The 19,679-nt window shown below is 73.7% G+C and carries 21 protein-coding genes; 13 read left to right on the forward strand and 8 right to left on the reverse strand.

Features of this window, described 5'->3' with window-relative positions; all coding sequences use genetic code 11:
• Nucleotides 1-10 precede the first annotated feature (10 nt).
• Nucleotides 11-2,131, reverse strand: a complete 2,121-nt coding sequence (locus PP1_RS25510; RefSeq protein ID WP_010240133.1) for a RecQ family ATP-dependent DNA helicase — start codon at nucleotides 2,129-2,131, stop codon at nucleotides 11-13.
• Nucleotides 2,097-2,996, reverse strand: coding sequence for a TetR/AcrR family transcriptional regulator (locus PP1_RS25515; protein ID WP_010240136.1), 900 nt, complete (start codon nucleotides 2,994-2,996; stop codon nucleotides 2,097-2,099). Before PP1_RS25515 ends, PP1_RS25510 begins: the two co-directional genes overlap by 35 nt.
• Before the next feature lie 88 nt (nucleotides 2,997-3,084).
• Here PP1_RS25515 and PP1_RS25520 point away from each other — a divergent pair, with 88 nt between their 5' ends.
• The 8 genes from PP1_RS25520 (at nucleotide 3,085) to PP1_RS25555 (ending at nucleotide 10,416) form a co-directional block, all read left to right on the forward strand.
• Nucleotides 3,085-4,071, forward strand: coding sequence for an ATP-binding cassette domain-containing protein (locus tag PP1_RS25520; protein ID WP_033200391.1), 987 nt, complete (start codon nucleotides 3,085-3,087; stop codon nucleotides 4,069-4,071).
• Nucleotides 4,068-4,874: an ABC transporter permease gene (locus PP1_RS25525; protein ID WP_010240140.1), complete on the forward strand. Its 807-nt coding sequence runs from the start codon at nucleotides 4,068-4,070 to the stop codon at nucleotides 4,872-4,874. The genes PP1_RS25520 and PP1_RS25525 overlap by 4 nt, the downstream gene beginning before the upstream one ends.
• Before the next feature lie 79 nt (nucleotides 4,875-4,953).
• A complete protein-coding gene (locus PP1_RS25530; protein WP_029239879.1) occupies nucleotides 4,954-5,838 on the forward strand; it encodes an AAA family ATPase in 885 nt (294 codons plus the stop codon).
• 151 nt (nucleotides 5,839-5,989) lie between these two features.
• Complete coding sequence (locus PP1_RS25535) at nucleotides 5,990-6,895, forward strand: serine protease (protein ID WP_075314542.1); 906 nt, start codon at nucleotides 5,990-5,992, stop codon at nucleotides 6,893-6,895.
• Between the two features lie 107 nt (nucleotides 6,896-7,002).
• Nucleotides 7,003-8,445 (forward strand): vWA domain-containing protein, encoded by a 1,443-nt coding sequence (locus PP1_RS25540; RefSeq protein WP_010227488.1) that lies wholly within the window; start codon nucleotides 7,003-7,005, stop codon nucleotides 8,443-8,445.
• Between the two features lie 75 nt (nucleotides 8,446-8,520).
• Complete coding sequence (locus tag PP1_RS25545) at nucleotides 8,521-9,195, forward strand: DUF4232 domain-containing protein (RefSeq protein WP_249266025.1); 675 nt, start codon at nucleotides 8,521-8,523, stop codon at nucleotides 9,193-9,195.
• Between the two features lie 208 nt (nucleotides 9,196-9,403).
• A complete protein-coding gene (locus PP1_RS25550; protein ID WP_029239382.1) occupies nucleotides 9,404-9,772 on the forward strand; it encodes an SPW repeat domain-containing protein in 369 nt (122 codons plus the stop codon).
• A gap of 89 nt (nucleotides 9,773-9,861) precedes the next feature.
• Nucleotides 9,862-10,416: a TetR/AcrR family transcriptional regulator gene (locus PP1_RS25555; protein ID WP_010227494.1), complete on the forward strand. Its 555-nt coding sequence runs from the start codon at nucleotides 9,862-9,864 to the stop codon at nucleotides 10,414-10,416.
• Here the strand turns inward: PP1_RS25555 and PP1_RS25560 are convergent, their stop codons facing one another.
• Nucleotides 10,417-11,223: a hypothetical protein gene (locus tag PP1_RS25560; RefSeq protein ID WP_139323915.1), complete on the reverse strand. Its 807-nt coding sequence runs from the start codon at nucleotides 11,221-11,223 to the stop codon at nucleotides 10,417-10,419.
• Nucleotides 11,224-11,335: 112 nt separating this feature from the next.
• Nucleotides 11,336-11,920 (reverse strand): hypothetical protein, encoded by a 585-nt coding sequence (locus PP1_RS25565; RefSeq protein WP_075314538.1) that lies wholly within the window; start codon nucleotides 11,918-11,920, stop codon nucleotides 11,336-11,338.
• Between the two features lie 86 nt (nucleotides 11,921-12,006).
• Between PP1_RS25565 and PP1_RS25570 the strand changes: the two genes are divergently transcribed.
• Nucleotides 12,007-13,056 (forward strand): ABC transporter substrate-binding protein, encoded by a 1,050-nt coding sequence (locus PP1_RS25570; protein WP_075314536.1) that lies wholly within the window; start codon nucleotides 12,007-12,009, stop codon nucleotides 13,054-13,056.
• Nucleotides 13,057-13,227: 171 nt separating this feature from the next.
• Entirely contained in the window at nucleotides 13,228-13,542 is a 315-nt protein-coding gene (locus tag PP1_RS25575; protein WP_010226814.1) for a hypothetical protein, read from the forward strand.
• 74 nt (nucleotides 13,543-13,616) lie between these two features.
• Here PP1_RS25575 and PP1_RS25580 read toward each other — a convergent pair whose 3' ends face one another.
• Nucleotides 13,617-14,270: a hypothetical protein gene (locus tag PP1_RS25580; protein ID WP_010226816.1), complete on the reverse strand. Its 654-nt coding sequence runs from the start codon at nucleotides 14,268-14,270 to the stop codon at nucleotides 13,617-13,619.
• A gap of 73 nt (nucleotides 14,271-14,343) precedes the next feature.
• On the opposite strand from PP1_RS25580, the gene PP1_RS25585 reads away from it, so the two are divergent.
• Nucleotides 14,344-15,648: an alpha-amylase family glycosyl hydrolase gene (locus tag PP1_RS25585; protein WP_249266024.1), complete on the forward strand. Its 1,305-nt coding sequence runs from the start codon at nucleotides 14,344-14,346 to the stop codon at nucleotides 15,646-15,648.
• Between the two features lie 8 nt (nucleotides 15,649-15,656).
• Here the strand turns inward: PP1_RS25585 and PP1_RS25590 are convergent, their stop codons facing one another.
• Nucleotides 15,657-16,043, reverse strand: coding sequence for a VOC family protein (locus tag PP1_RS25590; RefSeq protein WP_010226820.1), 387 nt, complete (start codon nucleotides 16,041-16,043; stop codon nucleotides 15,657-15,659).
• A gap of 110 nt (nucleotides 16,044-16,153) precedes the next feature.
• On the opposite strand from PP1_RS25590, the gene PP1_RS25595 reads away from it, so the two are divergent.
• Both PP1_RS25595 and nadD read left to right on the forward strand, forming a co-directional pair.
• Nucleotides 16,154-16,783: an alpha-ketoglutarate-dependent dioxygenase AlkB gene (locus PP1_RS25595; RefSeq protein ID WP_010226821.1), complete on the forward strand. Its 630-nt coding sequence runs from the start codon at nucleotides 16,154-16,156 to the stop codon at nucleotides 16,781-16,783.
• A gap of 9 nt (nucleotides 16,784-16,792) precedes the next feature.
• Nucleotides 16,793-17,386: a nicotinate-nucleotide adenylyltransferase gene (nadD, locus tag PP1_RS25600; protein ID WP_010226823.1), complete on the forward strand. Its 594-nt coding sequence runs from the start codon at nucleotides 16,793-16,795 to the stop codon at nucleotides 17,384-17,386.
• Between the two features lie 378 nt (nucleotides 17,387-17,764).
• Here the strand turns inward: nadD and PP1_RS25605 are convergent, their stop codons facing one another.
• Complete coding sequence (locus PP1_RS25605; RefSeq protein WP_249266023.1) at nucleotides 17,765-17,929, reverse strand: hypothetical protein; 165 nt, start codon at nucleotides 17,927-17,929, stop codon at nucleotides 17,765-17,767.
• A 574-nt stretch (nucleotides 17,930-18,503) separates the two neighbouring features.
• Nucleotides 18,504-19,514, reverse strand: a complete 1,011-nt coding sequence (locus PP1_RS25610; RefSeq protein ID WP_249266022.1) for an acetylserotonin O-methyltransferase — start codon at nucleotides 19,512-19,514, stop codon at nucleotides 18,504-18,506.
• Between the last annotated feature and the right edge of the window lie 165 nt (nucleotides 19,515-19,679).

Genomic DNA, 19,679 nt, shown 5'->3' on the forward strand with positions numbered 1-19,679 from the left:
GACGGGAAGATCAGCCCGCGACCGCCAGCGTGAGGGGCAGCACCTCCGGTGCCCCGGCCTGCCGCAGGGCGCGCGCGGCGACCGTCATCGTCCAGCCGGAGTCGACGAGGTCGTCGACGAGCAGCACCGGGCCCCCGGCGCCCGAGAGGTCCGGCAGCGCCGCCGCGTCCAGCCCCGCCCACACCGCGGCCAGCCGCTGGGCGGAGTTCTCCCGCGCCTCCGGGTGGTCGCCGGCCGGCGGCAGCGTGCCGAGCAGCGGCAGCCGCCCGATCTCGGCGATCCGGCGGGCGAGGTGGTCGAGCTGGTGCGGGCGGGTGCGCGAGCCGATCCCGACCACACCGACGGGGCGCCGCTCCCAGCCCCACCCCGCGAGCACCCGGACGACGGCGTCGAGCACGTCCGACGGCACCGGGTCGTCGCCGCCGGAGAGCAGCTCGCGCAGCCGGGTGCCCCAGCCGATGTCGGAGAGCCGCCCGATCGCCCGGCCGGTCGCCGCCTGCTCCCCGGGCGGGATCCGCCCGGACAGCGGCACGTCCAGGTCCGCCATCCCGGACGGCCACATCTTCCGCGGCGCGAGCTCGATCCCGGGCCGGGACAGTCGCTCCTGCGCGGCCTGCTCGCCGTCGGCCGCGACGTCGTCGGACCAGACGGTGCCGGTGCAGGTGTCGCAGCGGCCGCACGGGGTCGGGTCCGGGTCGTCGAGCTGGCGGCGCAGGAACACCAGCCGGCACTCGGTGGTGGCGATGTAGTCGAGCATCGCCTGCTGCTCGGCGCGCCGCGCCTCGTTCACCCGCGCGTGCCGCTCGGTGTCGTAGACCCACTCCTCCCCGGTGGCGGTCCAGCCGCCCTTGACGCGCTTCGCCGCGCCGTCGGCGTCGAGCACCTTGAGCAGCATCTCCAGCCGGGTGCGGGACAGATCCACCTGGGTCTCGATCGACGCCGTCGACCGCGGGTGCTCCGACAGCACGCCGAGGGTCTGGCGGACCAGCGGCTCCGGCGGGAACGCGAGCGAGGCGAAGTAGGCCCAGATGTCGCGGTCCTCGCGGCCGGGCAGCAGCACCACCTCGGCCCGCTCCAGCGCGCGCCCGGCACGGCCGATCTGCTGGTAGTAGGCCACCGGCGAGGCGGGGGCGCCGAGGTGCACGACGAAGCCCAGGTCGGGCTTGTCGAAGCCCATGCCCAGCGCCGACGTCGCCACCAGGGCCTTCACCCGGTTCTCCTGCAGGTCCGACTCGGCGGCGAGCCGCTGCTCCGGATCGGTCTTCCCGGAGTAGGAGCGCACCGCGAACCCGCGCTCGCGCAGGAACTCGGCCACCTCGTCGGCGGCCTGCACGGTGAGGGTGTAGACGATCCCGGCGCCGGGCAGCTCGTCGAGCTTCGCGGCCAGCCAGGCCAGTCGCCGGGCGGGGGTCGGCAGCTGCACCACGGCCAGCCGCAGCGACTCCCGGTCCAGCGAGCCGCGCAGCACCAGCGTGTCCTGCTGGTCCCGGCCCATGCCGAGCTGCTCCGAGACGTCGGTGACGACCCGGTCGTTCGCGGTCGCGGTCGTCGCCAGCACCGGGATGCCGGACGGCAGCTCGGCGATCAGCGTGCGCAGCCTGCGGTAGTCGGGCCGGAAGTCGTGCCCCCAGTCGGACACGCAGTGCGCCTCGTCGACCACGAGCATCCCGGCGCTCGCGGCGAGCTTCGGCAGCACCCGGTCCCGGAAGTCGGGGTTGTTGAGCCGCTCCGGCGACACGAGCAGCACGTCGACGTCGCCGTTCTCGATGTCGGCGTACACCGCGTCCCACTCGTCGGCGTTGGCCGAGTTGACCGTGACCGCCACGATCCCGGAGCGGATCGCCGCGTCGATCTGGTTGCGCATCAGCGCCAGCAGCGGGGAGACGATCACCGTGGGGCCGGCGCCCTGCTCGCGGAGCAGCGCCGTCGCCACGAAGTAGACCGCCGACTTGCCCCAGCCGGTGCGCTGCACGACGAGCGCGCGGCGGTGCTGCGCGACCAGGGCCTCGATCGCGGTCCACTGGTCCTCGCGCAGCCGGGCGCCGTCGCCGGCGAGCTGGGCGAGCACCGCCTCGGCGCGCTCGCGCAGGTCGGCGCTACCCGGCAGGTCGGTCTCCGATGCGGTCGTCACGGGACCCATGGTGGCGCGGACCCCCGACAGTCCCGTCGCCGGGCGGCCGCGGGGGCGGTCCGGCGGAGCGGGCCCGCACGTACGCCTCGACGCCGTCGAGCACGAGCCCGAGCCCGAGGTCGATCTCCGCGTCCGGGTCGCGCGCACCGGTGAGGACGGGCGCCGGCATGTCGGCGAGGGCCGCCTTCAGGTGCGGGTAGTCGCCCGGGGCGGCGAGATCGTGCAGGACGGTCTCGAAGTCGTGCATCGGGTTCGCCGCGGTCACCTCGGCCGGGTCGAGCTCGCTCAGCGGGGTGTCCGCGGGCAGGCCGCGGCGGCGTCGCACGTCGTCCGCCGCGGCGAGCGTCGTCTCCAGCTGCACCCGCGCCTCGGCGAGCACGTGCTGGGCGAGCAGCCCGACGACGGCGAGCTTCTCGTCCCCCCGCAGGTCCACCTCGGCCAGTACCGCGAACGCCTCCTCCATCCAGCGCACCCGGTTCGGACCGATCCGGGCCGCGGCCAGCGGGAGCTCCAGGAACCACGGCCGGGCGAGCGCGGCGTCGATCTGGGCGCGGGTCCACGCCTCCAGCCCGGACCGCCAGTCGCCGGCGTGCTCGGGCATCGTGAGCGGCTCGGCGATGTGGTCGGCCAGCAGGGCCAGCAGCTCGTCCTTGCTCTCGACGTGCCGGTAGAGCGCCATCGCGGTGCAGCCCAGCACGTCCGCCACCCGCGCCATCGACACGGCGCCGAGTCCCTCGGCGTCGGCCAGGTCGGCGGCGGTCCGCACGATCCGGTCGGTGCTCAGCGCCGGTTTTGGCCCGCGGCGCGGCCGGCCGGCACGCCCCCACAGCCTGCGCAGGGTCGCGGGGACCTCCTCGTCGTCCATGCGTCCATCCTCTCCCGCCCGCGCGGCCGCAGGAAAACGGTGTCCGCCGTAAGCAGTTGATGCTATAAACAGTTTGTACTGTAAGCAGATGAGGGGAGTGGTCGTGGCGGAACCCGTGGTGCGGGCGGTCGGCCTGCGCAAGAGCTTCGGAGGGAGGCGCCGTCCGGTGCGGGTGCTGGACGGCGTGGACCTCCGGCTGGACGCGGGGGAGGTGCTCGCGCTGCTCGGTCCGAACGGCGCGGGCAAGACCACCACCGTGCGGGTGCTGAGCACCCTGACCAGGCCGGACGGCGGTACCGCCACCGTGGCGGGACACGACGTCGTGACCGGCGCGCGCCGGGTCCGCGAGGTCATCGGTCTCACCGGCCAGTACGCCGCCGTCGACGAGAAGCTCACCGGCCGCGAGAACCTGACGACGATGGCCCGGCTCGCCCACCTGCCGCGCCGGGCGGTCCGGACCCGGGTCGACGAGCTCCTCGAGGCGTTCGGCCTGGCGGACGCGGCCGGGCGGCAGTTGCGGACCTACTCCGGCGGGATGCGCCGCCGGCTCGATCTCGCCGCCGGCCTGGTGCTGCGCCCGACGGTGCTGTTCCTCGACGAGCCGACGAGCGGGCTGGACCCGCGCAGCAGGCGCGGGATGTGGGAGGTCATCACCCGCGTCGTCGCCGACGGCACCAGCCTGCTGCTCACGACCCAGTACCTGGAGGAGGCCGACGAGCTCGCCGACCGGGTCGCCATGATCGACGGCGGCCGGGTGGTCGCGGAGGGCACGCCCGCCCAGCTCAAGCGGGCGGTCGGGGACGCCGCCGTCGAGCTGGCCTTCGCCTCCGCCACCGACGCGGCCCGGGTCGCCGGCGCGATCGGCGGCCTCGTGCCCACCGGTCCGGTCCTCCGGGTGCCCACCGACGGTTCGGTCCGGCACGTCCGCGACCTGCTCACGATCGTCGAGGCGGCCGGTCCGCCGCCGGAGCACTGGGCGGTGCGCGCGCCCAGCCTCGACGACGCGTTCCTCGCGCTCACCGGGCACTCCACCCGGCACGCGGACGCCGCCGAGCCGGCGGGGGTGGCGGCATGACGGCCCCGGCAGCACCTGCCCGGTGGCTCCGGGCCGTCCCGGACACCGCGACGATGACCGGCCGCGCACTGCGGCTGGCCCGCCGCGACCCGGACGAGCTGCTCGTCTCGCTCCTGCTCCCGACGATGATCATGCTGATGTTCGTCTTCGTGTTCGGCGGGGCGATCGAGACCGGCACCGACTACATCACCTACGCCACGCCGGGCGTGATCCTGCTGTGCGCCGGCTACGGGGCCTCGAACACCGCGATCGCGCTGGTGCAGGACACCGGGACGGGGATCATGGACCGGTTCCGGTCCATGCCGGTCCCCGGTGCGGCGGTGCTCGCCGGGCACGTGGTGGCGAGCGTGCTCAAGAACCTCCTGACGACGGCGATCGTGCTGGCCGTCGCCGCGGCCATCGGCTTCCGTCCCGGCGCGGGCCCGCTCGAGTGGCTGGGCGCGCTCGGCGTCGTCACCTCCTACGTGCTGGCGATCACCTGCGTGGCGACGTTCGTCGGCGTCGTCGCGCGCACACCCGCGTCGGCCGGTGGGCTGGGCTTCGTCATGCTGTTCCTGCCGTACGTGTCCAGCGCGTTCGTCCCGCCCGGTTCGATGCCGGGCTGGCTGCGCGGCTTCGCCGAGGCCCAGCCGGTCACCCCGGTGATCGAGTCGGTCCGGGGGCTGCTGGTCGGGCTCGGGTCGGACGGGACGCCGGTCGTCGCACTCGGTGCGACGGCGGCGCTCGCCCTCGCCTGGTGTGCGGGCATCGCCGGGGTGTCGCTCGTCGCCGCGACCTGGGTGTTCGCCCGCCGGGGGCGCTGAGCGGCGCTCCCGTCCCGCGGGTGATCCGGCTCACCCGCAGGGCGGGGGTGTGCGGCACCGGCCCGTGGTGCAGTGCAGGATGACCGCCGTGAGCACAGCCCACCAGCCCGTGTTCGGCTCCGTCGCCGACGTCACCGACCGGCTCGGTGAGACCGGGTACCTCGCGTCCACCGCCGTGGCGACCACGGTGTTCCTCGCCGACCGGCTCGGGAAGCCGCTGCTGGTGGAGGGGCCCGCCGGCGTCGGCAAGACCGAGCTGGCGAAGGCCGTCGCCCAGGCCACCGGCTCCGGTCTGGTGCGGTTGCAGTGCTACGAGGGCATCGACGAGGCCCGCGCGCTCTACGAGTGGAACCACGCCAAGCAGCTGCTGCGGATCACCGCGGGCCGGGACTCCGAGGACTGGGACGCGACCCGCGACGACGTCTTCTCCGAGGAGTTCCTGCTCCCGCGCCCGCTGCTCACCGCGATCCGCCGCACCGACCCGACCGTCCTGCTGATCGACGAGATCGACAAGGCCGACGTCGAGGTGGAGGGTCTGCTGCTCGAGGTCCTGTCGGACTTCCAGGTCTCGATCCCCGAGCTGGGCACCGTCACCGCGGCCCGGCGCCCGTTCTCGCTGCTGACGTCGAACTCGACCCGCGAGCTGTCCGAGGCGCTCAAGCGGCGGTGCCTGTTCCTGCACCTGGATTTTCCGGACGCCGAGATGGAACGGCGGATCGTCGGCGTCCGCGTCCCCAAGCTCACCGAGCAGCTCACCGACGCGCTGGTCCGGACCGTCCGTGTGCTGCGGGCGATGGAGCTGCGCAAGGTGCCCAGCGTCGCCGAGACGATCGACTGGGGCCGCACGCTGCTCGCGCTCGGCCTGGACACCCTCGACGACGACGCCGTCCGCGCCACCCTCGGCGTCGTCCTCAAGCATCGCTCGGATGCCGAGAAGGCGGCCGCCGAGCTCCGGCTCAACTGAACGGCGGGTGACACGGGGCCGTCCGGCGGTATCGCCGGGCACCCCGATGGAGTGAAGATCGGGCCGCTGTCGGCACCTGCCGTAACCGCGGCGCTCGTGGCGAGTTGAGCCCGGTGACCGCTCCCCAGCGCACCCCGGAGGCCCGACGCCGATGACCGCCGTCCCGGAGAACCTTCGCCCCACCCCGCAGTCGTCCGTCCGGCGCCGGCTCGCCCGGGCCGGCCTCGCCGGCGCCGCCGTCGTCGCGCTCGCCCTCGCCGCGGCCGGGACGGCCGCCGCCCAGGACGGCCCGGGCTTCGCCGGCCCCGACGACGCCACGGTGACCCCCGGGGTCATGACCCGCACCGGCCCCGAGGGCGCCCAGTGCACGGCGAACTTCGTGTTCACCGACGGCGCCGAGGTCTACCTCGGGCAGGCCGCACACTGCGCGGGCACCGGTGGCTCGACCGAGGTCGACGGCTGCACCGCGGAGTCGCTCCCGCTCGGTACGCCGGTGGAGATCGAGGGCGCGGAGCGCCCGGGGGCCCTCGCGTACTCGTCGTGGCTGAGCATGCAGGAGGCCGGCGGGGCCGATCCGGACACCTGCCGCTTCAACGACTTCGCGCTCGTCCGCATCGACCCGGCCGACGTCGCACGGACCAACCCGACGATGCCGTTCTACGGCGGACCGACCGGAGTCGACACCGACGGCACCCGCGCCGGTGAGATCGTCTTCGGCTACGGGAACTCCGAGCTCCGCCAGGGCGTCGCGGCGCTGCGGCCGAAGACCGGGACCTCGCTCGGCACCACCGGCGGCGGCCGCTCGCACACCGTCACCACCGTGCTGCCCGGCATCCCGGGCGACTCCGGATCGGGCTACCTGTCCGCCGACGGCGCCGCGCTCGGCGTGCTGTCCACGCTGAACCTGGCACCCGCGCCCGGCACCAACGGTGTCTCGGACCTGCGCTCGGCGATCGATTACGCCGACGGGCCCGGCGGGTTCGGCGGGTCGCTGCGGCTCGTGGCGGGGGAGAAGCCGTTCGACCCGAACGTCGTGCCGGTCGACCTGGGCGGCTGAGAAGACCTCCGCGGTGTGGGACCGCGGTGATCGGCGACGTCCCGGCCGCAGCTCGGCGGCACGGCCGGGACGTCGCACAAACCGGGTGCGTCACGCATGATGGGCCGGTGAGCACCCTGCCCGCGTCCGCCGTCCCGGAGCACGGTCTACCGGGACACCTGGTCGACTTCGTGGCCGCGCTGCGGCGTCACCACGTCGCCGTCGGGCCGGGGGAGACGGTCGACGCCGCCCGCGTCGTCGGGGTGCTGGACCTGCTGCGGCGCGACGAGCTGCGGGAGGGTCTGGCCGCGGCGCTGCTGCGCCGCTCCGGGCAGCGGGCCACCTTCGACGCCCTGTTCGACCTCTGGTTCCCGCCGGCGCTGGGTGCCGGTGCGTCCGAGGTGGACGTCCCCCGGGTCGACGACGGCGAGCACGGCACCGGCGAGGGCCCGGTCGACGTCGACGCGCTCCGCGACGTCCTCGCCGACCTCCTGCGCGACGGCGACACCGAGACCCTGCGCGAGCTGGCGCGGGCCGCGGTCGACGCGATCGGCAACGCCGGCGCCGCCGGGCAGGGCGTGCGCGGGCAGGCCGCGCAACCCAACTGGTCCGCCTACCAGGCGCTGAACGCGCTGTCCCCGGACACGCTGCTGGCCCGGATCCTCGACGGGCTGGCGCAGGAGGGCGACACCGACTTCGTCTCCGAGGTCCGCCGCCGCGAGATCCGCGACCGGATCGCCCGGTTCCGGGACATGGTCCGCGACGAGGTCCGCCGCCGCACCGCCGAGCAGCGGGGCCGCGAGCAGGTCTCCCGGTCCACGACGCCGTCGCAGCCGGACCGCGTGGACTTCCTGACCGCGAACGCCGTCCAGCTCGCGGAGCTGCGCCGGACCGTGCAGCCCCTCGCGCGGCGGCTGGCCTCACGGTTGTCGGCGAAGCGCCGCCGCGCGCACCGCGGGCGGCTGGACCTGCGCCGGACGCTGCGCCGCTCGCTGTCCACCGGCGGTGTGCCGATGGAGCCGGCCTACCGGACCCGGCGCCCGGGGCGCCCCGAGCTCGTGATCCTCTGCGACGTCTCCGGGTCGGTCGCCGGCTTCAGCCACTTCACGTTGCTGCTGGTCCAGGCGCTGCGCGAGCAGTTCTCCAAGGTGCGGGTGTTCGCCTTCGTCGAGCGCACCGACGAGGTGACGCACCTGTTCACCCCGGGCGCGGAGCTGTCCGGGGTGATGCAGCGGGTGCTGCGCGAGGCCCGGCTGACGGCGTTCGACGGGCACTCCGACTACGGCAGCGCGTTCGGCGACTTCCTCGAGCAGTACGCCGACGCCGTCACCTCGAAGACGTCGCTGCTGGTGCTCGGCGACGGCCGCACCAACTACCGGGACCCGAACCTGCGGGCGCTCGGGCTCCTGGCCGACCGGGCCCGGCACGCGCACTGGCTCAACCCGGAACCGCAGCGCATGTGGGGTACCGGCGACTCCGACGCCCGCCGCTACGGCGAGGTGCTGCCGATGCACGAGTGCCGGACGGCGGCGCAGCTCGCCGACGTCGTGGAAGGCCTCCTGCCGGTCTGAGCGGAGCATGCCCGGTCGTGTGATCCATGTCGGCCGGTGCTGCGGTGCAACGTTTCCCGGCGAGAGGGTGTCCGCATGAGGATCATGCGCGCTCCGCTCGCGGCCGGTCTCCTCGCGGCCGGTCTCCTGCTCGCCGGCTGCGGCGGGGAGTCGTGGCCGACGGCCGCCGGCCCGGTGTCCGAGGCCCCGGCCACGCCGACCCCCGCCCCGACGTCACCGGCCACGGAGTCGGCACCCCCCACCTCACCGGCGACCGGCGACGAGGACGGCGGGAACGACGGCGGCGGGGACGGTGGCGGAGGGAACGGCGGGGGGAACGGCGGCGGGAACGGTGCCGCCGGCCGCTGCACCGGCGCCGACCTCGGTGCGAGCGTCGGCCGCACGACCGGCGAGGCCGGACAGCGGCACACCACGATCGTCTGGACCAACACCTCGGGCGAGCCGTGCACGATGACCGGGTTCGGCGGCGTCGACCTGCGCGGGCCGGACGACCCGAAGCACGGATCCAGCTACTCGCTGCCACGCGCGGAGAAGCAGGCGTCCACGGTCCGGCTGGCTCCGGGCGGCGCCGCGCACACCGTGATCACCTGGCTGCCGGGTGACTGGAAGCCGGCACAGCTCGTCGTCACCCCGCCGGACGAGCGGGCGTCGAAGACGCTGCCGTGGCCGGGCGGCGGGGTGTCCCGGCAGGACGGTGCCACGCGTCCCGGCACCTACATCGGCCCGGTCGCCCCAGGCGGGAGCGCCTGACCCGCACCGCCGCCCCGGCGCCGCCCCGCGCCCTCGTCGAGATGCAGTCCAGCGTTCCTCCGGAGGCCCCGGAGCGCGCTGATCTGCATCTCGGCGGGGATGGTCCGGACACGGGCGGCCCATGAGGAGATGGTCTTGACCGGCCGGCCAATCAAGCGTAAACCGGAGGTATCCCCACAGGGACTCGCAGAGAAGAAGGTGTATCGCGATGGCAGGGACCACTCGGCGGTCGTGGCAGCGCTGGCAGGACTGGGCAGCGCTGGTGATCGGTGTGCTCACGGCTCTCTCGCCCCTCGTGACGGCGACGAACGTCGCCGCCGCATGGACGCTGGTCGTGCTGGGCGTGGTGCTCGCCGCCACGTCGCTCTGGTCGCTCGCCGTGCCCGGCTCGGTGACGAGCGAATGGGTGCACGGCGTGCTCGGCGTCCTGCTGTTCGTGGCGCCGTGGGCCATGGGCTACAGCGCCCTGACCGGGGCGTCCTGGACGTCGTGGGTCGCCGGGGTGCTGACGGTCGCGGTGGCCGCGTCGGCGCTCCCCGCGGCGACGGCGGAGCACCGCGGGATCGTGGCCCACTGACCGGCCACGACGCACCGGACGTCGTTCCGGGACGGGGGCCGCGACCCGACGGGTCGCGGCCCCCGTCGCGTACCGGGCAGGATCGGGGCGTGCCGCCCACAACGACCCCGGAGGACGCCCCCGCCCGGGAGCGGATCCTCGACGCCGCCGAGGACCTGTTCGCCGCGCACGGCTTCGACGCGACGCCCACCTCGCGGGTCGCCGAGCGGGCCGGGGTCCCGAAGGGGCTCGTGCACTACTACTTCCGCCGCAAGCCGGACCTGCTCGAGGCCCTGGTCGACCGGCTACCGCATCCCGTACGCGGCCGGGACGTGCTCGTCCCGGGGGATCTGGCGGCCGGGTTGCGTGCGCTGGTCACGGAGCTGGACCGGGTGCTGGAGTCGTCGGCGCTGCTGTCACACCTGCTCTGGCGCGAGGCCGACACCCACCCCGCGGTGCGCGAGGCGCTGCAGCGGCGCACCACCGAACTGGAGGACGCCGTGCACGAGGTGCTCGTCCCGGCCGCCGCGGACCCGGAGCGCGTCCGCGGGGCCGCCCGGCTGCTGGCCGCCGCGATCGGGCACCGGCACGCGACGGCGCGGCACACCGGGGACCAGGACGGGATGGAGGCCGAGCTGGCCTTCGTCGCCGGCGCGCTCGGCTGATCAGGGCCAGGGCCGCCAGGGCGCGCCGGTCTCCTCGAACCGCGGCACGGTGTGCTTGCCGTCCGCGGCGCGGTGCAGCGCGTACGCCGACCAGGTCCGCAGGCCCAGGACGAGCAGCAACAGCACGGTCAGGCCAGCCGTCACCGGGCCCAGCCACGGCAGCGGCCCGCTCGCGTTCGCGACGGCGACGACGAGCGGCCCGAGGAACCCGGCCGTCGCCCCGGTGACCAGTGGGAGCTTCGCATCGGCCAGCACCTCGACGGCGATCAGGCGGCGCTGCTCGCCGTCCGGGTCGCCGCCGGAGCGCAGCAACGTGCGCGCCGCCGCCCGGTCGCGGGCGAGCCCCATCTCCGGGCCGCGGCGGGGCGCGACCCGCGCGGGCGTGCGCGCCGCGTACACCCAGAGCAGGGTGCTGCCGAGCACGCACAGGACCGCGCCGACGACGACCCCCGTGAGCAGGTACGGCGCACGGGACAGGACGTCGGTGGCGACGGTGTAGACCGCGCCGAACCACACGAGCGCGACGACGGCCGCCACCCGGGTCACGACGACGGCGCGGGTCGACGGCGGGCGCACGGTCGGCCAGGGGCCGGCCGGGGTCGTGTGCGGGGCGCGGTCCGCGCCGGGGCCGGAGGTGCCGGGCGCAGGCGTCCCGGGAGCGCCGGGGCCGGGTGTACCGGGCACCGAAGTCCCGGTCGCGCCGGGCGGGGACCACGGCCCGGGCCCGGCACCGGGGTGGACCGGGAGATCGGGGGAGCGGGGACCGGACGGGTGGGGAGCCCGGTCGCCGGTGTCCGGAGCACGCATACCGGCGACGCTACCCGCGGGTCAGGACGGCTCGGACGTGGTACGCGCCGTGGCGCGCCGGGTGCGGCTCCGGGGCCGCCGAGCGGCGGCAGTGGACCGGGCGAACGGGCCCTCAGGGCCCGGAACGGACCTCGGGCAGCGCCCCGGCGGCGCGGGCGGCGCGCCGCAGCGACAGCCCCCTGAGCAGCGTGACGACCGTCACGCCGACCACGAGCACCGTCACGACCACCACGCCGTCCAGGAAACGCCCGGAGTCCGGCCGGGTCGCCTGCAGCACCAGCTGGTAGCCGATGATCCCGCAGAGCACCGGGAGCTGGAGGACGTTCGCCGACCAGGTCGCGACCGAGGCGGCGACGTGGCGGCGCGCGTCGTCGTCGAGCGGGCGGCCGGCGACCAGGTCGCGCCGGGCGGCCCAGCGGTCGCGCCACCGGCTGGACCACACGGTGGAGGGGTTCGCGACCCGGCCGGGCCAGGAGCCCGCCAGCGGCCACACGACGGCGACGGCCAGCACCAGCACCAGCAGGCCGGCGCCGGCGAGCGCCGTCCGTCCGGGGCCGAGGCCCGGGGGCGCGACCACGATCCCGATCAGGCCGACGATCGTCAGCGCGACCAGGACGAGCCGCTGCAGCCATCGCGCCGTGCGCCCCGCCGGGGTCAGGACGGGCCAGTCCTTCCGGGCATCCGCGGTTGTGTCCACGGCCACGACCGTAGACGAATCGGACGTACCGCGCCCGGAGGAAGGTTAGGGTCGCCTTCCCTGTCGTTCCGTGGAGGGAGCTCCCCGTGCCCGTCGTCGTTCCGCCGTCCGCCCGTGCCGTGAGTCGCCGTGGGGTGCTCGCCGGCGCCGCCGGCCTGTTCCTGCTCGCCGGCTGCGGCGGGGGCGAGCAGACGTCCGGTGGGGGAGCCGCGCCGGCGGCCGAGGGCTTCCCGGTGACGGTCCGGCACGCGCTCGGCGAGACGGTGGTCCCGGACCGGCCGCGGCGGGTCGTCACGCTCAGCGCGGCCAACGCCGACGTCGCGCTGGCGATGGGGGTCGTGCCGGTCGCGATCCCGCGGACGGTCTACGGCGGCGACGCGGAGGGCGTCCTGCCCTGGGTGCGCGAGGCGATCGGGACGAGCGGAGCCGAGTTCCCGCAGGTCATCGGGTCCGACGATCTCGCGGTCGTCCCGTTCGAGGAGATCGCGGCCGTCCAGCCCGACCTGGTGCTGGCGACCTACTCCGGGCTGACCCCGCAGGAGTACCAGCAGCTCTCCGCGATCGCGCCGACGATCGCCTACCCGGACGCCGCGTACTCCACCGGCTGGCAGGACCAGACCCGGATCGCCGGCCAGGTGTTCGGTGACCCGGCGCGGGCGCAGCAGCTGATCGACGACACGACGGCGCAGCTCACCGGCGCGACGGGACGGTTCCCGCAGCTCGCCGGGAAGACGTTCCTGTACACCGGCGGGATGGATGGCGGCGCGCTCGGCGTGTTCCGGGCCGGCGACGTCCGGGTCCAGCTGGTGACGGACATGGGCCTGGAGCTCGCCCCGTACGTCGAGCAGAACGCCCCCGGCGGCGACGAGGTCTACTACACGATCAGCACCGAGCTGCTGTCCGGCGTCGACGCGGACCTGCTGATCGGGTTCTTCGGGTCGCCCGAGGAGGTGCAGGCGTTCCGTGCGACGCCGGGCGTCGAGCTGCTTCCCGCGATGGCGCGTGGTGCCTTCGCCCCGGTCGTCGGAGCGGACCGGGTCGTGGCCAGCTCGGCGCCGTCGGTGCTCTCGATCCCGTGGGTGCTCGACTCCTACCTCCCGATCCTGGGCGACGCCGCCACACGCGCCGGAGCCTGACGTAGCTCCGCCGTTCCACCCGGTCCCCTGCGTGGCGTAGCGGACCGGTCACTGCTGGTGAGAGCCGCTGGTCAGCGCGATCGGGTGAATGGTCGTTGCGTGCCGATGTGTTCCTCGTTACCCCGACAAGACCGCAAGCGACGGTCTGTCGAACAACGAGGAGGTTGTGAGATGCGGAAGTCCGTTCGCGGCGCGCTCGTCGGCGCGACCCTGCTGCCCCTGGCCGTCGCGGCCCCGGGCATGGCCTTCGCCGGTTCCACCGGCTACGACGAGGCTCCGAAGAAGGAGCACTCGAAGGACAAGGGCGACGATCACCACAAGCACAAGAAGCACCACAAGCACGACCACAAGAAGTGGGAGCACAAGGAGGAGAAGGAGAAGCCGAAGGGCCCGCTCCCCGAGCTCCCCGCGACCCCGCTCGACCCGATCCTGGACATGATCCCGGCTCCGGAGGCCCCGGCGGCGCCGGACTCCTCGATCAACTGATCGTCGGTCGTCACGACGGGCCGGTCCGGGCGCGAGGGGGTCCCGGACCGGCCCCGCCGTGTGTGCGGGGCCGGTCAGACCGCGGGCGCCGGGTCCGTCGACGGCGGGTCCCGCAGCACCGTGTCGCCCTTCACGAACCACGCGACGCCGAACGCCAGGATCGCGAGCGCCTCCAGCCAGAACAGCGTGTGGAAGCGCTCCGCGACCGCGTCCGGCACCAGCACGGCGTCCAGGAGTGCCAGCGCCAGGCACGCGACGATCGTCCACCCGCAGGTCCGGTAGACGACGTTGCGTGCCGCCCGCCGCCGGTTGCGGACCTCGCCGCGGGTGAACAGCGCGAGGCAGAACCAGGCCAGTCCCGCGAAGAACACCCCTGCCGCGACGAGGTGCAGCCACCCGACGGCGGTCCCGACCGGCGTCGCCCCGTCCTCCGGGCGCGTCGGGAGCAGCGCGACGGCGATCGCCGCCGACCCGGTGAGGTTGGCCAGCCGGTTGTCCGGCCGCTCGTAGCGGTAGCAGAACAGGAAGACCCCGACGGCGCAGAGGCTGCCGACGAAGACGTCGCGCATGGGTGAGTAGTAGTAACGGCTGATCGAGTCGCGCAGCCCGTCCCCGCCGAGCAGCAGGTCGCCGGCGACCAGGACGAAGGGCAGCAGGATGCCGATGATCCCGACCGCGCGCCGCAGGCCGAGGTAGGACAGCACGGCACCCTCGGCACGCGAACTCATGATCGAGATCGTCGCAGGGGTGCGTGCCCGCGCGGGCACCGGCCGTCTGCGGCGCCGCCGCCGAGGAGGCAGCATGTCCGCGATGACTCGTACCGCTACGTGGGCCGACCACGCGATCTGGTGGCAGCTGCAGCCGCTCGGCTTCACCGGGGCCGAGCGGGACGCGCTCCCGGCGGACGCCCCGGCCGTGCACCGGCTGGACCGGATCCTGCCCTGGCTGGACTACCTGCTCGAACTCGGCTGCAACGGGCTCGCGCTCGGCCCTGTGTTCGCCTCGCGCACCCACGGCTACGACACCACCGACCACTTCCGGATCGACTCCCGCCTGGGCGACGAGCAGGACTTCGACCGGCTCGTCGAGGCGTGCCGGGCGCGCGGGATCCGGCTGCTGCTCGACGGCGTGTTCAACCACGTCGGACGGGACTTCGACGCGTTCCGGCGGGCCGAACAGGGCGACCCCGACGCCCGCCGCTGGTTCCGCTGGGACGGCGAGCACCCGGTGACCTTCGAGGGGCACGACCGGCTGGTCGCGTTCGACCACGACGAGCCCGCCGTCGCGGACCACGTCGTCGCCGTCATGACGCACTGGCTCGACCGTGGTGCCGACGGCTGGCGGCTCGACGCGGCCTACCAGGTGCCGGACGCGTTCTGGCGCCGGGTGCTGCCGCAGGTCAGGGAGGCGCACCCCGAGGCGTGGATCGCCGGGGAGGTCATCCACGGCGACTACGCGGCCGTCGTCGCCGGGTCCGGGATGGACACCGTCACCCAGTACGAGCTCTGGAAGGCCGTCTGGAGCGCGCTCAACGACCGCAACCTCCACGAGCTCGCGCACGCCGTGGGCAGGCACTCGGCGATGCTGGACACGTTCGCCCCGCTGACCTTCGTCGGGAACCACGACGTCACCCGCCTGGCCAGCACGCTGGACCGGGCCGACCACCTCGGGCACGCGATCGCGGTGCTGATGACGCTCGGCGGGGTGCCGAGCGTCTACGCCGGCGACGAGCAGGCCTTCACCGGGGTCAAGGAGGAGCGCGAGTTCGGCGACGACGCCGTCCGCCCGGCGTTCCCCGACGACCCGTCGGGCCTCGCCCCCTTCGGGGCCCCGGTGTTCGAGCTGCACCAGCGACTGATCGCGCTGCGCCGCCGGCACCCGTGGCTCACACGGGCGCACACGACCGTCGAGCACCTGACCGACACCGCGATCGCCCTGCGCAGCACCGGCCCCGGGCAGAGCCTGGTGACGCTCCTGTCTGTCGACGACGGACCGCAGCGGTTCCCCGACGGCCTCCGCGGCGCCACGGTCACCGACTCCGAGGGCGGGGCCCCCGACGATCCGCTGCTGCTCGCCCCGCACGCCTGGCGCATCCTCGAGGGCTGAGTCCCGGTTCACGGGTGCCGGCCCGACAGCACGCAGAACTCGTTCCCCTCGGGATCGGTGAGGACGACCCAGCTCTGGTCGCCCTGGCCGACGTCGGCGCGGTGGGCGCCCAGGCCGAGCAGGCGGCCGACCTCGTCGTCCTGCCGGTCGGGGCCGGGGTCGAGATCGATGTGGAGCCGGTTCTTGACGGCCTTCGCCTCGGGGACGTGGGCGAACGTCAGCACCGGGGGCACCGGACCGGTGTGCGTACCGCCTCCCGCCGGTGGTGGGGGCCCGATCGTGACGATCCCGTCGTCCTGGTCCCGCACGTCGTAGCCGAGGACCGCGCACCAGAAGCGGGCGAGCCGGCCGGGATCGGCGCAGTCGATCGCGAGTTCGGTGAACGTGCTCGTCATCTCGGCCTCCTGGTCACGGGGTGCGTTCCGGGGCCGGACGCTAGCCGCGGGGACCGACAGTTCCGCCGACGGGGTCGAACTTCTGTTCGAACCGGGGTACCGTCTGCCGGGTGGACGCCTGCTGGCAGGGATCGCTGTTCGCCGCCACCGGCGGCGGGCTCTCCGTAGCCTTTCGGCACGAGCTGGCGCACGGTGCCTGGGTCGACGTCGTACCCGGCTGGGTCCCCGACCCCGACCCGCTGTTCGACCGGCTGCGTCGCACCGTCCCGTTCACCGGGCACCGCCGCCGGATGTACGACCGCATGGTCGAGGAGCCGCGGCTGACCCACCGCTGGCTGCTGCCGGATCCCCGTGTGCCGGACCGTCTGCTCGACATGGGGGCGGAGCTGGGGGAGCGGTACGGCGAGGACTTCACCCAGGTCGGCGTCAACCTCTACCGCGACGGAACCGACGGCGTCGCCTGGCACGGGGACCGGGTCGCGCGGGAGCGGCCCGAAGCCGTCGTCGCGCTGGTGTCGCTCGGGGCGACCCGGCCGCTCCGGCTGCGGCCGACCGGTGGCGGCGCGTCGGTGTCGTTCCCGCTCGCCTCGGGCGACCTGCTGGTGATGGGCGGCAGCTGCCAGCGGACCTGGCAGCACAGCGTGCCGAAGGTCGCCGCGTCCGGTCCGCGCATCAGCGTCCAGTTCCGGCACCTCTACCCCGGGTCACCGGGGATGCCGCGGGGCGGGGGAGACGCATAGTCTGCGGCGATGCAGCGCAAGATCGGCGTGATGGGCGGGACGTTCGATCCCGTCCACCACGGCCACCTGGTCGCGGCCAGCGAGGTGGCCGACCGGTTCGCCCTCGACGAAGTGATCTTCGTGCCGACCGGTGAGCCCTGGCAGAAGACCGGGCGCGACGTCTCGCCCGCCGAGGACCGCTACCTGATGACGGTCGTCGCGACGGCGTCGAACCCGCGGTTCTCGGTCAGCCGGGTCGACATCGACCGGACGGGACCGACCTACACCGCGGACACCCTCGCCGACCTGCACGAGGCGATGCCCGAGGCGCAGCTGTTCTTCATCACCGGCGCCGACGCGCTTCAGCAGATCCTGTCCTGGCGCAAGGTCGACGAGCTGTTCCGCTACGCCCACTTCGTCGGTGTGACCCGGCCCGGGTACGAACTCGCCGACGGGCACCTGCCCGAGGGTTCCGTCACGACGGTCGAGGTGCCGGCGATGGCGATCTCGTCCAGTGACTGCCGGACGCGCGTCGCCGCGGGGCGGCCGGTCTGGTACCTCGTGCCGGACGGGGTCGTCCAGTACATCTCCAAGCGCAGTCTGTACGTGAATCCAGACCGCTGACCTGCGGTTACTCGGAGCAGGTCCCCCACGGGTACAAATCCGGTACAAGATCACCTGACTCGGATCGTCAGCGCAGACCCGCGCCGAGCGCGGTGTCGACGAGCGTCCGGATGCGGTCCAGGGCGTCCGGCCATTCGTGCGCGCAGGTGTCCAGCGTGATCATCGGCGAGCTGTGCCCCAGCGACGATGTCCGGCAGCTCGACCGTGTAGCGGCTCGACCGTGACTCAGCTCGCCCAGGTAGGCCGGAAACTGACCATCCGTTTCATCTGACGGACGATGCGGATCTCTCCCGCGTCGAGGTCGACGTCCTCCAACTCCAAGCCGAAGGTCTCGCCGCCCCGCAGGCCGCACCCCGCCGCGACGTAGGGGACCGCGCGTTAGCGCTCCGCGATCAACGAGGCCAGGGCGTGGACCTTCTCCGGCCCGGGGATGAAGTAATCGCGTTTGTCGATCTTCGGCAGCCGGGCCCCGGAGCACGGCGACGTGGCGATGACCCGGTCGGACACCGCGGCCCCGAACAACGACCGCAGGTAGCTGAACACGAGGTGCACCGTCGACGGCGCGAGGACGGGTCGAGGTCTCCTCGACCCACGCCCGCAGATGACTGGGCTGCACGTCTGCCATTGCGTAGTGCCCGGGCACCGGCAGGATGTGCAGCCGAGGAGCTCGTTCGACCAGATCCGCGGTCGAGTCGCGGTGGAGCTGCGTCGTCTGCCAGGTCTCGGTGTACTCGCCGATGGTGACCCGACCGGCGCGCGGGCGATGTACTGGCCGCGGGAGATGCCGGCGTGCATGTTGACGTCGTGCCGGTCGGCATCGGCCTTGCGCTCGAACAGCTCGGTGCGGGGCTCCGCGGTCTGCGGGTCCACCCAGCGAACTCGCCGGCGCTCTCCGCGCCCGTGGCGCTTCGAGGGTCGTCGTTGCCCCGTCGCCGGGTCCTTCCCGCGGAGGTACAGAGGTCGTCGACGGGCATCAGGCTGCCCGCCGGTCCAGAGAATCTAGCCAGCGCTCGACGTCGGCAGATCGGAAGCGAACGTGCTTGCCGACCGTGACCCCGTTCGCGGCGCCGTGGCCGGCTACCCGGCCCCGGGCCCCCGGGAGCGCAGCGGTTGATCCTCAGACCGGTTCGACAGCGAACTCCAGCGCGATACGGCCGTCGGCGACTGAGACAGCGCCGCCTGGCTTCAGGCCGACGTCGGCGGCGAGTCGGTTCAGGTCGTCGATGCTTCGCTCTCGGCCGCCGAAGCACAGCAGCATGAACAGGTCGATCCCGGTACTGGCTCCATGTCCTTGTACTGGCTCGATCAGCACGACTGCGGCGTCGCTCCCGTCGGCGGCATCTCTACAGCGGGTGAGGATCTGACGGGCATGGTCGTCGTCCCAGTCGTGGACGATGTCCGAGAGGAGGTAGACGTCGGCGTCGGTGGGGAGCGGGTCGAAAAAGCTGCCCGAGACGGCGTGGGCGCGGCCTTCGAGTCCGGTCGTTGTGAATCTCTTCGAGGCGGCTTCAACGGTCGGCCCGAGGTCCAGCACGGTGCCTTGCACGTCGGGATGTGCTCGAAGGATTTCCTCGAGTAGTAGGCCGTCGCCGCCGCCCACATCGAGAACCTTGGGGAAGCGGCTCCAATCGAAGCGCTCGGCGATCTGCGGTGCCTGCGTCCGGTACCGCCAGTTCATCTGGGAGTCGAACGTGCGTCGTAGGTGGGGATGAGCATCGAGGTCGGCCCAGAACTCGCGGCCGTATCGGTTGACATAGCCGGAGGCGCCTGAGGTGATGGTGTCGAGGAGCTCAACGAAGGCCAGTTCGCCGCGTCCGCCAGCAGTATTGATGTCGAGCAGGATCTTGAAGCCTTCCGGTGAGTCCTCTCGTAGTTGGGCACCGAGGCTCGTGGTCCGGTAGTGGCCGGTTCCACGGTCGCGCTGGAATACCCCAGCTGTCACCAGGTGATCTAACAGCCGAGCGAGTGCAGGTAGGTACGAGCCAGTCGCGTCCGCGAGTTCCTCGGGCGTTGCCCCCTCATCGTCTGCCAACTCCGCCAGGCCCAACGTCGCGGCTACCCGTATCGACATCGGCGTGGCCAGATCAGCTAACGCCATGATCGACTGCATCGCTGGCTGCTGAGTCACTTGTGCTCCTCGGTCGCGCCCGATGCCCTGGGGAGTCGGGGAGTATGGCTGTCTGCCAATCGTGGCTTGTCACCCCTCGGCCGGAGATCATCCACGCCGCGGCGCCGGCCGCAAGGGCGCCTACGGCGTCGCTCCGCGATGGCTGCGCCACCCTTACCCGTCACC

The organism is Pseudonocardia sp. P1, from assembly GCF_000178675.2.
GTDB lineage: Bacteria > Actinomycetota > Actinomycetes > Mycobacteriales > Pseudonocardiaceae > Pseudonocardia.

Coding starts and splice junctions, on each gene's coding strand:
- PP1_RS25560 (WP_139323915.1), bottom strand. CDS start 11,223: ATGCGTGCTCCGGACACCGGCGACCGGGCTCCCCACCCGTCCGGTCCC.
- PP1_RS25520 (WP_033200391.1), top strand. CDS start 3,085: ATGAGGGGAGTGGTCGTGGCGGAACCCGTGGTGCGGGCGGTCGGCCTG.
- PP1_RS25580 (WP_010226816.1), bottom strand. CDS start 14,270: ATGAGTTCGCGTGCCGAGGGTGCCGTGCTGTCCTACCTCGGCCTGCGG.
- PP1_RS25590 (WP_010226820.1), bottom strand. CDS start 16,043: ATGACGAGCACGTTCACCGAACTCGCGATCGACTGCGCCGATCCCGGC.
- PP1_RS25530 (WP_029239879.1), top strand. CDS start 4,954: ATGACCGCCGTGAGCACAGCCCACCAGCCCGTGTTCGGCTCCGTCGCC.
- PP1_RS25525 (WP_010240140.1), top strand. CDS start 4,068: ATGACGGCCCCGGCAGCACCTGCCCGGTGGCTCCGGGCCGTCCCGGAC.
- nadD (WP_010226823.1), top strand. CDS start 16,793: ATGCAGCGCAAGATCGGCGTGATGGGCGGGACGTTCGATCCCGTCCAC.
- PP1_RS25550 (WP_029239382.1), top strand. CDS start 9,404: ATGGCAGGGACCACTCGGCGGTCGTGGCAGCGCTGGCAGGACTGGGCA.
- PP1_RS25515 (WP_010240136.1), bottom strand. CDS start 2,996: ATGGACGACGAGGAGGTCCCCGCGACCCTGCGCAGGCTGTGGGGGCGT.
- PP1_RS25575 (WP_010226814.1), top strand. CDS start 13,228: ATGCGGAAGTCCGTTCGCGGCGCGCTCGTCGGCGCGACCCTGCTGCCC.
- PP1_RS25585 (WP_249266024.1), top strand. CDS start 14,344: ATGTCCGCGATGACTCGTACCGCTACGTGGGCCGACCACGCGATCTGG.
- PP1_RS25535 (WP_075314542.1), top strand. CDS start 5,990: ATGACCGCCGTCCCGGAGAACCTTCGCCCCACCCCGCAGTCGTCCGTC.
- PP1_RS25545 (WP_249266025.1), top strand. CDS start 8,521: ATGAGGATCATGCGCGCTCCGCTCGCGGCCGGTCTCCTCGCGGCCGGT.